This is a genomic window from Microbispora sp. CA-135349 (assembly GCF_050947365.1).
In the GTDB taxonomy this organism is placed as follows: Bacteria; Actinomycetota; Actinomycetes; order Streptosporangiales; family Streptosporangiaceae; genus Microbispora.
Window position 1 is genome coordinate 5838319 of the sequence record NZ_CP192001.1, and the last position, 11952, is coordinate 5850270.

At 72.5% G+C, this 11952-nt stretch carries 12 protein-coding genes; 7 read left to right on the forward strand and 5 right to left on the reverse strand.

Annotated elements, in window-relative coordinates; translation table 11 throughout:
• Positions 1–71 precede the first annotated feature (71 nt).
• Positions 72–1670 carry a hypothetical protein gene (locus ACQPZZ_RS26855; protein WP_432923545.1) on the forward strand — a complete coding sequence of 533 codons (1599 nt, stop codon included), beginning with the start codon at positions 72–74 and terminating at the stop codon, positions 1668–1670.
• 212 nt (positions 1671–1882) lie between these two features.
• Entirely contained in the window at positions 1883–2398 is a 516-nt protein-coding gene (locus ACQPZZ_RS26860) for a hypothetical protein (RefSeq protein ID WP_432923547.1), read from the forward strand.
• A gap of 42 nt (positions 2399–2440) precedes the next feature.
• Here the strand turns inward: ACQPZZ_RS26860 and ACQPZZ_RS26865 are convergent, their stop codons facing one another.
• Positions 2441–3325 carry a glycosyltransferase family 2 protein gene (locus ACQPZZ_RS26865; protein ID WP_432923549.1) on the reverse strand — a complete coding sequence of 295 codons (885 nt, stop codon included), beginning with the start codon at positions 3323–3325 and terminating at the stop codon, positions 2441–2443.
• Between the two features lie 265 nt (positions 3326–3590).
• Between ACQPZZ_RS26865 and ACQPZZ_RS26870 the strand changes: the two genes are divergently transcribed.
• Together ACQPZZ_RS26870 and ACQPZZ_RS26875 are read left to right on the forward strand one after the other, a co-directional pair.
• Positions 3591–3755 carry a hypothetical protein gene (locus ACQPZZ_RS26870; RefSeq protein ID WP_432923551.1) on the forward strand — a complete coding sequence of 55 codons (165 nt, stop codon included), beginning with the start codon at positions 3591–3593 and terminating at the stop codon, positions 3753–3755.
• Entirely contained in the window at positions 3725–3892 is a 168-nt protein-coding gene (locus ACQPZZ_RS26875) for a sigma factor-like helix-turn-helix DNA-binding protein (protein WP_432923553.1), read from the forward strand. The genes ACQPZZ_RS26870 and ACQPZZ_RS26875 overlap by 31 nt, the downstream gene beginning before the upstream one ends.
• A 652-nt stretch (positions 3893–4544) precedes the next feature.
• Here ACQPZZ_RS26875 and ACQPZZ_RS26880 read toward each other — a convergent pair.
• Both ACQPZZ_RS26880 and ACQPZZ_RS26885 read right to left on the reverse strand, forming a co-directional pair.
• Complete coding sequence (locus tag ACQPZZ_RS26880; RefSeq protein WP_432923554.1) at positions 4545–5060, reverse strand: response regulator transcription factor; 516 nt, start codon at positions 5058–5060, stop codon at positions 4545–4547.
• A gap of 20 nt (positions 5061–5080) precedes the next feature.
• A complete protein-coding gene (locus ACQPZZ_RS26885; protein ID WP_432923556.1) occupies positions 5081–6607 on the reverse strand; it encodes a phytoene desaturase family protein in 1527 nt (508 codons plus the stop codon).
• A gap of 383 nt (positions 6608–6990) precedes the next feature.
• On the opposite strand from ACQPZZ_RS26885, the gene ACQPZZ_RS26890 reads away from it, so the two are divergent.
• The 3 genes from ACQPZZ_RS26890 to ACQPZZ_RS26900 are packed head-to-tail and all read left to right on the forward strand — an operon-like array spanning position 6991 to position 10980.
• Positions 6991–7893 carry a pseudouridine-5'-phosphate glycosidase gene (locus ACQPZZ_RS26890; RefSeq protein WP_432923558.1) on the forward strand — a complete coding sequence of 301 codons (903 nt, stop codon included), beginning with the start codon at positions 6991–6993 and terminating at the stop codon, positions 7891–7893.
• A complete protein-coding gene (locus ACQPZZ_RS26895; protein WP_432923560.1) occupies positions 7890–8828 on the forward strand; it encodes a carbohydrate kinase family protein in 939 nt (312 codons plus the stop codon). Before ACQPZZ_RS26890 ends, ACQPZZ_RS26895 begins: the two co-directional genes overlap by 4 nt.
• A 37-nt stretch (positions 8829–8865) precedes the next feature.
• Positions 8866–10980, forward strand: a complete 2115-nt coding sequence (locus ACQPZZ_RS26900; protein WP_432923562.1) for a hypothetical protein — start codon at positions 8866–8868, stop codon at positions 10978–10980.
• A 167-nt stretch (positions 10981–11147) separates the two neighbouring features.
• Here the strand turns inward: ACQPZZ_RS26900 and ACQPZZ_RS26905 are convergent, their stop codons facing one another.
• Entirely contained in the window at positions 11148–11591 is a 444-nt protein-coding gene (locus ACQPZZ_RS26905) for a GNAT family N-acetyltransferase (RefSeq protein WP_363638984.1), read from the reverse strand.
• A 59-nt stretch (positions 11592–11650) separates the two neighbouring features.
• On the reverse strand, positions 11651–11806 hold the full coding sequence (locus ACQPZZ_RS26910) for a hypothetical protein (RefSeq protein ID WP_432923564.1): 156 nt from the start codon (positions 11804–11806) through the stop codon (positions 11651–11653).
• Positions 11807–11952 lie beyond the last annotated feature (146 nt).

The window sequence follows — 11952 nt, forward strand, 5'->3', positions numbered from 1 at the left end:
CAGACAACTGCCCCCCAACGTCGCGGGCTGAACTGCTCCGGCCTGCGACCTCGCGAATCTCGTGAGATGCCATGGCTCAAGACACGCGCCGCGTTCAGACCGCGGTTCTCGGCAGCCCCAACTCCGACCACCCACTCTCCCTTCCCACAGACCGCAAGGAGGCGGTGCACTACCTGTCGCGTTACAAGGGGAAGCGCTTTTTCTGTGGCAGGCACCTCGACGGCTGCGGGTGGGAGCTCATGCCCAAGCTCTACGGCGACCGCGTCTGCCACTTCGCTCACCACCCGGATCCCAGGGGGTTGGCTCCCGAATGCGAGCGCCGGTACTCCGGCCCGGACAGCGCCGACCACCTCTACATCCACCGGGGACTGACCACGGGCCTGGGCAGGGCCGGCGAGGCGCAGCGATTTCAGGGCACCCTGGTGAAGGGCCGATGCACGGACCTGCTGGTGAACCCGGGCCGCAACCGCTCGGCCATCAAGGTCCAGTTCGTGACTCTGCCGCCCGACGTCTGGACGAAGGAGGACGAGGAGCTTCAGGCACGGCTCGGCCGGGTCGACTGGCTGCTGGGGCCTCACGCGCTCGGGAACGCGAAGGATCTGCTCGACCGGGACGGCTACGCGTTGCGCGTACGCTGCGAGCAGCAAGGCAGTGCCCGCGTCGTCAAGATCGGCACGGAGACCCATGACGGCGATCTCGAATGGGCGGAGCTGAAAGACTGCGAGATCAGCGAGCGAGGGATCATCACACCGCTGCTCCGCAAGCACCGGCCCACCGCGCCCACCGCGCCGCACCGGGCAGCATCGGCCACCAGGTTCCCGGGCTTCCCGTTGGATGTCGAGGACATCGTGATCTATCCGCAGGAGGCTGCGACCCGGCCGATAGCGGGTCCGGGTATCCCCGAAGGCTCACACGTCGCCGCCGTCGACGTCCGGATCGGCGAGGACGAGCCGATACCTGCCAGGATCATGGTGCCGGATCGTATCGATCTCCTGGTCGACGAGCCGTACGCCCTCGTCAAGCCGGCGTCCGTGAACGCGATGAAGGGGTCCACGCACGCGACGCCCGTCTGGACCGTCTTCAGCGCAGGTCTGAGCGCCATCCGCCCCGCCGGGCGGCCGAGCATGTCACTCCCGCGTACGCCGGCTCCGAAGGCTGCGCCCGCGTCGCCCGTCCAGGCGCCCACGCCGCCTGCGGAGAAGAAAACCCGCGCTCCCAAACAACCCAAGGAACTGACCCGGCACACGTTGACCTCGCGCATTCAGGACATGCGGCATGCGAGGAGAGAAGGGGACTATCACCTCCTCCTGCGATTGCTGGCGGACAACGCTGAATCGTTCAAGGTGCTCACCCAGCCGCAATACCGGAAGGAACGGCAGACGGTAGAAGAGCTGCGCCGATGGGCAACCGCGAGGCAGGAGAGTCATACTCGGATCGAGCAAGAGGTTCGTCGGCACAGCGCCGCACTCATCGGGCGTATCGATCACGCGAAGGCCAAGGGCACGCTTGAGGATGTCCAGCGGGCGATAGAAGCGCTCCGGAGGACGCTGGCGGACGTCCCGAGAGGCACCCCGGAGTTCGGCGCGGAGTTGAGGAAGCTGCGCGAGCGTGAGGCCTGGCTCGAACGAGCCCTGTCAGAACGAGATCAAGCGTCAGGCACCCCCATCTGAGGGGCTCGGCCCAAGAGGTCCGTGCGAAGCAGCACGACCGGCTTCGGGACGCGCTGGATGGACTGCTGAAAGCGGAGATCGCGGGGCAAACGGACGAGAAGCGCAGGCTTCACAACGACGGACGTGCCCTGCTCAAGAAGCTGGGCACGCACGCGACTCCCGACGAGAAGCGCCAGCTCGCCCTGACCGCCCGGTGGCTGGGCGCCGTACCGGTGGGCAAGGGCGAGAACCCGGCCGGGGCATCGGAGGAGATCACCGCTTCTGCCGCGCAGGAGTTGGCAAGCACCGCCGCCGCGCCGGAGACGACCGCTCTCGATCAGACCACCAGCGATCTTCGGGCCCTCGCCGCACAGGCCGGCGACCGCCTGAGCGCCGTCCTGAGGGACGTCGCTCGCGACCAGGCCACCATCAGCCTGCGCGACCTCGCGAAAGAGACCGGTGCGGACGACTGGTTGTGCATCATCGCGCTCGTCGAGGCGGATGAGGCGGCCGGGAGCGCGGGGCCCCTGCTATCCGCCCTCATGACCTCGCCGGACGGAAACGCGTGCCCCGAGTTCCGCGCGGTCCTCGCGGGCCTCGGTTACGAGGTCCCCCGGACTGATCGAGCCCTCCACCTCGTGTGGCGGCGCGAGGTGGAGCGGACGCACGCCTTCTACGCGGAGCCCCCGCGGGACATGCCTGCGCGGCTCGTGCCCGTCAGGGCTGGGCTGACCTCGCGGCAGGAGTGATCATTCAGGCCCGGGGAGTCGTGTGAGGGCCCCGAACGGGGGTCAGACGATCGGGGGGCGGCCCGCGCGGGCGAGGCGCGCCACGGTGGTCCAGGACATGGGACGACGCTGCCCGTGCCCGCCCTTCAGGCCCTCCCGCAGGCCCCGGAACCAGACGGCGAGGTTCGCCCGGGAGCGGATCCTGGCGACGCTGATGACCGTCCAGACGGCCAGGTAGAGGGGGACGAGCGGGGCGGGCAGCCGGCGGTAGGCGAGCCACACCCTGTTGCGGGCGACGAGCCGATAGAAGGGGGCGTGCCTCGCGGGGTCGGTCGCGGGATGGTGGATGACGATGTCCGGCGCGTAGTAACCGATGCGTCCGAGGTCCCACAGCCGCCAGCTCAGGTCGATGCCCTCGTGGAAGAGGAAGAAGTGACCCGGCCATCCCCCGGCCTGCTCGTAGTCGGCACGGCGGATGAGGACGACGCCTTCGGCCATGACCGTCACGATGCCCGCCCGTGTGGCCGTGCCTGCGCGCAAACGCGGCACCCAGCGGCGCAGCGTCACACCGGTGCCGGGGTCGGCGATGCGCGGCTGTATGTACGCCGCCTCGGGGTGCCGGCGGGCTACGGCGATGAGCCGGGCGAGGGTGTCGGGGCCGGGAAGGACCGCGTCGTTGTCGAGGAAGAACACGAACTCTCCGGCGGCCGGCCCGGCGAGAGCGTCGGCGCCGGCGTTCCGCCCGGCGGGGATGCCCTCGTTGACGGGCAGGACCACCGTGCGGACCCCATCCGGCACGTGGTCGGGTTCGACGCCGTTGCCGACGATGACCACACGCAGGTCGACGTCCTGTTGCGCGAGGAGGGACTCCATCGCCCGCCGGAACGGCTCCAGCCGGTCGTTCATGGTGAGCACCACCACGTCGACGGTGGCCTTCGGGCTGGTCATCCTGGCGCGTCTCCCGGACGGTCTCGGCACGTGTGTGAAGCGAGCGAGATCCCGTCATCCGTCGTTCCCGCCGCGTTAACCCGCCCACACTAGTGCAGCACTGCCGTTCGAAACTCCCACGGCACACCGCCGCGCGTGTCGGCGGGGGCCGTCCGCCCGGCCGCACCGGGACTCCTGGCGGGGCACCGCCGGAATTCAGGGGAAGGCGACGGCGGTCTCCGGACAACAACAGGTGACCGATGACCGCCGACCACAAGGTCTTCGAATGAATGAGCCATACCTGGCCGCTTCCCCCGGCGTCGCACCACCGTCGCAGGACGACGCTGCCGTGATCGAGCGGTCCTGGGACGAGCCCGAGCGTTTCGGCGCCGGGCCGCCTTACCCGCACACCAGCGCGACGTGTTGCTGCTGGTGGCGCTCGCAGGGCTGAGCTACGACGAGGTGGCGCAGGCTCTGGACGTCCCCTTCGGCACGGTGTCCTCGCGGCTCAACCGGGCGCGCAAGAAGCTGCGCAGGGCGCTGAACGGAACGAATCCGCTGCTCGACGAGGAAGAGACACATCGATGAACGAACTGCATCTCGTGCGCGCGGTGTACGACGACCCGCCCCCGCCCTCCGAGCAAACCGCGGCGGCCGCCCGTGACCGCATGCTTAGCCAGGACGACACCGCTCGGCAGCGCCGTCGCCGCACGTGGCGCGTGCCGCTCGGCCTGGTGGCCGCCGCCACGGCCGCGGCCGTGGCGGCGGGCATGACCCTCGCCACCGACGAACCCGCGCGACCGCGGACAGGTGTGCAGGCCGCCCCCGGCGCCCTGTCGCCTCGCGGCATGATGCTGGCCGCCGCCTCCCAGGCGGAGCTGCAGCGGCAGGGCCGCTACTGGTACACCCACCAGCGCACCGCCTTCGCGGCGCTCGCGCTCGGCGGGACCGGCGGGTACGTCGTGGAGGAGCGCGACGAGACCTTCGCGTGGACGGGACGCGAACCCGGCGACGGCAAGTCCTTCTATGGTCGTGACTTCGCGGGCGGGCCCCAGACCGGCGCCGACGCCGACGCCTGGCGGGCGGCGGGTTCCCCCTGGAGCTGGACCGTTCGCAGCCGGACCGGGCGCTCGTCGGGGGTGAGCAGGACCGTCGGGACGACGCCGGGTCCCTGGCAGGCGGACGATCCGGCCGACACGAGCGGCGGCACGTTCGACGTCGGCGGCGTCGGCCACCTCACCTACCCGGAGCTCCAGGAATGGCCCACCGATCCCGCGGATCTGCGCACGCTCCTGTGCGAGGGCTCGATCAAGCTCGGGTCGCCGAAGGCGAGGACGTCGCCGTCGCTCTCGTTCCGCGCGTACCGTCCGCCGCGCCGCAGCAGCGCCCGCACCCGGGCGAGCAGCTCGTCGAGCTCGAACGGTTTGACCAGGTAGTCGTCCGCTCCGGCGTCCAGGCCGGAGACGCGGTCGCCGACGGCGTCGCGCGCGGTCAGCATGAGCACCGGGACCCGGTTGCCGGACGCGCGCAATCTGCGGCAGGCCGTCAGCCCGTCGAGCCGGGGCATCATGACGTCGAGGAGCATCGCGTCGTACGGCCCGCCGTTCTGCGCGGCCCGATCGAGGAGGTCGAGCGCGGTGAGCCCGTCGGCGGCGGTCTCCACCCCGTAACCCTCGAACTCCAGACTGCTGCGCAACGCCTCCCTGAGAGCCGGCTCGTCGTCCGCTACCAGCAGTTTCGCCGATTCCTCACGCACCGGCACAAGCTACCCGAGGGTCATGAGAGCCGCCTTAACACCGCCATCGCGGCGTTGTGGCCGGGGATGCCACTGACGCCGCCGCCGCGCTTCGCGCCCGCGCCGCACAGCAGCACCCGCGAATGCGCCGTCTCGACGCCCCACTGCCCGTGGTCGCCCTCCTCGCCGTACGGCCAGGACAGGTCGTGGTGGAAGATGTGGCCGCCGGGCAGGCCCGCGTCCCGCTCCAGGTCGAGGGGGGTCTTGACCTCCAGGCAGGGCTCGCCGGAAGGCGCGCGCAGCAGGCAGCCCTCGATGGGCTCGGCGAGCACCGCGTCGATCGAGGCGAGCGTGCGGGCCAGCGCCTCCCGCTTGGCCACCGGGTCGGCGAACAGGCGCGCAGGCATGTGCAGCCCGAACAACGTCATCGTGTGCGCCCCCGCCTCCCGCAACCGGGGGCCGAGGATCGAGGGGTCGGTGAGCGAGTGGCAGTAGACCTCGGCGGGCGGCAGATCCGGCACCTGCCCCGCGGCCGCCTGTGCGTACGCCGTCGCCAGCTGGTCGCGGCTCTCGTTGATGTGGAAGGTGCCGCTGAACGCCTCGGCGGGGTCGACGGCGGGATCCCTCAGCCGGGGCAGCCGCGACAGCACCATGTTGATCTTGAGCTGGGCGCCCTCCGGCGCCTCGGGCGTCTCCCCGAGCAGCCGGGCGAGCACGGCGGGCGGCAGGTTGGCCAGCACCTTGCCGGCGGTCACCGCGTGCTGTTCGCCGTCGTCGAACGTGACCTCTCCCGTGTCCGGATCGATCGCCAGCACCTCGGCACCCGTGCGGATCTCGGCCCCGTTCCGCCGTGCGACCTCGGCGAGCTCGGCGGTCACCGCGCCCATGCCGCCGACCGGCACGTTCCAGTCGCCCGTGCCGTCGCCGATCACGTGATAGAGGAAGCACCGGTTGGCCAGCAGGTCGGTGGCCGGATCGGCGAAGGTGCCGATCAGGGCGTCGGTGAGGACGACCCCGCGCACCGTGTCGTCGGCGAACCGCTCGTCCACTACCGCGCCGATGGGCCGTTCGAACAGGTCGCGCCACGCCTCGTCGTCCCCCACGACCTCCCGCAGGGCCGTACGGCCGCGCAGCGGTTCGAGCAGCGTCGGCGCGACCCGCCGGGCCACGTGGGCCGTCATCCCGTAGAACCGCTCCCAGGCCGCCAGGTCGTGCCGTCCCCCGGTCACCGCCTCGAAGGATGCGGCCGTGCGCGCGGCGTCCTCGTTGTCCACGAGCAGGCCGGTGTCGCCGGCCGGGGTGTAGGAGGCGAAGCGGCGGCGGCGCAGGTCGAGGCGCAGCCCGAGATCCTTCACGATCTTCGTGGGCAGCAGGCTGACCAGGTAGGAGTAGCGCGACAGCCGCGCGTCCACGCCGGGGAACGCGCGGGCCGACACCGCGAGGCCGCCCACGTGGCCGAGGCGTTCCAGGACCAGCACGCCGCGTCCGGCCCGGGCGAGGTACGCCGCGGCGACGAGGCCGTTGTGCCCGGCGCCGGCGATGACGACGTCGTAGTGCGAGCGTGGCATGAAGCGTTCTCCCGGGTCGTACGTAGCTCGGTGCCGCGCGGTTGGCCGCCCGGTCGAACGCGGGCCGGATGCGCGTCGCGACGGCGGGCATGGGAGGGTCTCGGAGGAGGGAGCGGGAGGAGGCGACATCGGGCGAGCCTGAGCGGACGCCCGCAACTTATCGCAAAACCCCCCGCGATACCCGGGCAGAATATGCCGAAGCGGACAATCTTCCGCTGGCGCGAGAAGTAAAACGAGCGATCCGGAGGGGCGGGCCGCCGGTCTGGGCTGGGGAGCGCATGGGAGCGAAGCGACCACGCGCGACGAGGGAGGCGTTCATCGCGCGCCTCCGGCACGGCCAGGCGGATGTGAGGCCCCGATGGTGAGCGTGAAACAGGAGAGACATGCGCGTTTCCGATGAGGCCGCCGAGGCGCTGGCCACCGGCCGTCCGGTCGTCGCCCTGGAGTCCACCATCATCTCCCACGGGCTTCCCCAGCCCCGCAACCTTCAGGTCGCCCTCGAACTGGAGGACATCGTCCGGCAGGCGGGGGCCGTGCCGGCGACGGTGGCGGTGCTGGACGGGATCCCCCGCGTGGGCCTGGACAAGGACGGGCTGGAGCGGATCGCGACCGAGCCGGGCCTGCGCAAGCTCGGCTTCCGCGACCTCGCCCCGGCCGCCGCGCTCGGGCTGAGCGGCGCCACCACCGTGTCGGGCACCTCGTTCCTGGCCGCCCGGGCGGGTGTGCGGGTGTTCGCCACCGGGGGTCTCGGCGGCGTCCACCGCGGCTGGACCTCGGTGCAGGACGAGTCGGCCGACATCGACACGCTCAGTCGCACCAGGATCACGGTCGTCTGCGCCGGGGTGAAGTCGATCCTCGACGTGCCCGCGACGCTCCAGCGGCTGGAGACCAAGCAGGTCACCGTCGTGGGCTACCGGACCGACGAGTTCCCCGGCTTCTACCTGCACAGCTCGGGCGAGCCGGTCGACTGGCGCATCGAGACGCCGCAGGAGGCCGCCGGCATCATGCGGGCCCAGGACGCGCTGGCGGGGCTGGAGACCGCGCTGATCGTGGCCAACCCGGTCCCCGCCGACCTCCAGCTCGATCCCGGCCTGCACGACCGGGTCCTCGCCGAGGGCCTGCGCACCGCCGAGGAGCGCGGGGTGACCGGGCAGGCCATCACCCCGTTCCTGCTGGAGTATCTCGTCGAGGGCACGGGCGGCGCGTCTTTGGAGGCCAACCTCGCGGCCGTACGCGGCAACACGCGCCTGGCCGGGGAGATAGCGGCCGCGTGGGCGGCCGGGTGAGCGCTCTGCTGGTGATCGGCGACGTGGTCACCGACGTCGTCGCTCTGCACGACGGCCCCACGGCCACCGGCACCGACACGCCCGCCGACATCGTGGTGCGGCCGGGCGGCTCGGGGGCGAACACCGCCTCCTGGGCCGCCCGGCTCGGCGCCGGCACCCGCCTGCTGGCGAGGGCCGGGTACGACACCGGCGAGTGGCACGCGGCCGAGCTGGCCAAGGCCGGGGTCGAGCCGCACCTGCGGATCGACCCGGACCGGCCCTCGGCCGTCGTCATCGCGATGGTCGACGCCACCGGGGAGCGGTCGATGCTCACCAACCGCGGGGCGAGCGGCCACATCGGGGTCGGCGACTGGGCGCCCGAGCTCCTCGACGGGGTCGGGCACCTGCACCTGTCGGCGTACACGATGTTCGCCGAGCCGGGCCTGGAGCTCGTGCGGCTGGCGATGCGGGAGGCCGCCGGCCGAGGGATTCCCGTCAGCGTCGACCCGGCCTCGTGCGGGCCTCTGCGCGCGTTCGGCCCCGAGAGGTTCCTTCGTGAGACAGCCCCGGCGCGCGTCGTGATTCCCAACCTGGAGGAGGCGCTGCTGCTCACCGGCGCCCCGGATGCCGAGGCGGCGGCCCGCACACTCAGCGCCCACTACGGCACGGCGGTGGTCAAGCGGGGAGCCGGTGGTGCCGTGCTGGCCCGCGGGGGCCGTATAGTCGCCAGAGCGGCCGCGCGCCCGGCGGAGGTGGTCGACTCGACGGGCGCGGGAGACGCGTTCGCCGCAGGATTCCTGGTCGCGACGATGGCCGGGATCGCCCCCGAGGAAGCTCTGCGCAAGGGCTGTGAGGCGGGGGCGGCGGCGGTCGCCCAGGTCGGCGGCCGGCCGGATCCTGGGAACTTTACCCTATTGACACCAATTGCTGGTTTGCGGCGTAAGCTGCACCATTAGCAACATGCGTCACTCTCGGGAGGGTGCGGTCATACCGATGGACGCCGAGTCAACGATCTGCCTGAGCGACCTGGTCCCGGCCCTGCGCTGGAGCCGTCCTCAGCAGGTGGCCGAGATGCTGGCCGACCCGCGCCTGCCCGGCGGCTGGTGGGCATCCGTCGGGATCGGGCGCGCGATGCGGGCGACCGGTGTTGACTGGCTCTGCGAGCGGCTCGCCCGGTTGGCCGTCGGCCGCTGGGACCACCTGCCCCTCACCGACCTGCTTCCGGCGCTCCAGGTGCACACCGTGGATCCCGCCATGCCCGGCTGGCCCGACCCGGTCCGCAGTGTGGTCAACCACCTCGGCGGGTGGTACCGGCTGCGCCGCCTGACCCCGTGCGACCTCCAGGCCCCGGCCGCTCCCGCCTCGCCCGAGGTGCTTTTGACCACGGTGTTCAGGGAGGTGTTCGGACGCCTGCAGAGCGAGCTGGCGTCCGGGCAGCCCGCGCAGGCGCTCGCGAAGGGCCCGGCCACCGCCCAGGCACAGCCCCAGGCGCCCGTACAGCCACAGCCGCAGCCCCAGGCACAGCCGCAGGTGCCTGCCGGTCCCGCCTCCGGGCCGTTCCCGCAGGCCGCCCCCGGGACCCCGGCACAGCCGGCCGGGACCCCCTCCCAGCCCTTCCCCCGGATTCCCCCGGGACCGGTCTCCCAGCCGTTCCCGCAGACCGCCCCCGGGACCCCGGCACAGCCGGCCCCGCAGGCCGGGACCCCCTCCCAGCCCTTCCCCCAGGCCGCCCCCGGGACCCCGGCGCAGCCGCTCGCCCGGCCCGCCGCCCCCATGCCCGCGCCTGGACAGGACGCCCAGACGCCGGCCCAGCAGGGCGCACCGGCGCCCGCCGCCCCGGCGCCTCTCGCGGAGCCGGTCAAGCCCGCCACCCAGCCCTTCGCCCGGCAGTCCGGGGCCCCGCTCCCGCAGTCCGCGGCCTCGCCCGCCCAGCCGGCGGCCGAGGCGGCGCAGGAGCGGCAGCCGGCCGACCTCAGCGCGCACCCGATGGTCGTGGTCATCGAAGGCCTGTTCCGCGACTGGGACCCGCTCGCCAGGGCCGTCGCGGCCGAGCGGCTGTTCGCCGCCGAACCGGTGAGCCTGCGCACGCTGGCCCACAACCTCAACGTTGACCGTGAACTCCTCTCCCAGGCCCAGCGCACGGCCGAGGAGCGGGTGCTGCTGTGGCTGCGCTCCCCCGACTCCGCGCCGCTCACCGGCCACCTGTTCGGGCTCACCGAGTGGCTGGGCGCCGCCGCCACTCAGGAGCAGCTCATCGCCGCCGACCCCTCCCACCCCGTCGAGGTCCCGGCGCTCGGCACGCCGCTGTGGCGCGTGCTGGTCACGCTGATGCCCGACCGCCGTCTTCAGGACGGCTGGCTCGTGGTGGGCGACCTGGCGGGGCTGCGAGACAAGACGCGGCAGCTGCTGGCGAACAAGCCCGCGGACGCCGACGTCGTGGAGCTCCTCGGCCAGCTCGGCATCCGCGCCCACTCCGCCAAGGCGTGGCTGGACTCGATGCCGAAGGCGAGCGCCCCGTCCGAGCCCGGCCCCCTGCCCACCCGCAACGGGCCCGAGCAGGCCGCCAAGCCCACACCGCTGCCCCGCCGTACGCCGGGCGCCAACGGGCACCATCACGGCCGCGGCGGGATCCCGGTCCCCGTGCAGGCCAACAACGGGCCCGACGCCGCCACCGCGCTCGCCGCGCTCAACGCGCTGACGAACGGCAACCTGGGCGGCAACCTGAACGGAAACGGGCACGGAAACGGAAACGGAAACCTGGCGGGCGGCGTGCCCCGGCCCCATCTGGTGCCCAACCCCCGCACGACGTCCAGCCCGGCCTCCGACCCGCGACGGTGGCAGCGGATCGACGTCACCAGCGGTCATCTGCGCGGCGAGCCGGTGGCGGTCCCCGAGGGGTACGCCGCACAGCTCGGCATGCGACCGGGGACGCTGCTGTCGGTCACCGGCCCCGGGGACAACGCGGTCGTCCTGGTGTGGCGTGACCGGCAGCCGGTGTTCGACTCGCTCCAGCCGGTCCTTATGCGGCTGAACGCGCGGCCCGGCGACTCGGTCTACGTGACCGTGGACGGGTACCGCCTGGACGCCCAGCTCACCTCGGCCGTCTGACCGTCCGCGCGTGGCGTACGGCGACGCGCGGCATTCCCCGGCGGGGCCGGGTCACGTCCACTGCCCGGTCCACGCGACGACGAGCGTGATTCACGCGTGCGAGTCTCCGGAGGACCGGTGGGCGATCGACGTACGGCGGCCGGGCCTCGTGAGCGCGGCCACCGCGCTCACATCTTCGGTCTGAGCATCTTGCGGTAGTAGGTGGCCGACACCTCGTAGCCGAGGGCGCCGTAGAACTCGGCGGCCCGCCGGGTCGCCAGCGCGACGTAGCCGGCCTGCCGTGAGCGCGCCCACGTCTCGAACTCCTCGAGCAGCCTGCGCCCGATGCCGTGGCGGCGGTAGGCGCTTTCGATCATCGCCTCCTCCACCCACGCGACCCTGCCGTTGGCGAACAGCGTGAGGTGGGTGAAGCCCAGCAGGTAGCCGCGCACGGTCCCGTCGACGGTGGCGACGATGAGGAAGGCGTCCTCGTTCTCCAGCAGTTGCGGCAGCGCCGCGTCGAACGGCGCGCGCTCGGGCCGGAACGTCACCGCGAACTCGCGGGCGAGCGCGAAGATCTCGTCCGCGTCGGTCTTCTCGGCCCTGCGGAGCTGGAGATCACCAGACGTCATGAAAGGGACTCTAGGAGTACCTGGGCACATACGTCCAATCCGGGGGGCGCCCGCGGTTCTCACGCTGATGCGGCGGCAAAGGCCCGCCGGGCGTGCCGCACGAGCTCGCGTACGGCGGGCCCCTGCCCGCCGCGCCACACCAGGGCGAGCAGGGCGGGGGTCTCAAAGTCCTCGATGGCGAGCGCGGTGCGGCGGTCGCGGTGAGCCGCGGCCATCGACTCGCTGAGGACGGCGATACGACGTCAGCCCGACGGCAGTCGGCTGCGGGTGCTCGACCAGCCCGAGTTCGTACCGCCCGCCCGCTGAGGTCGTCGCGACCCCGAACTCCCCACCGACCTGGCCCCGCCAATCGAGCCTTCAG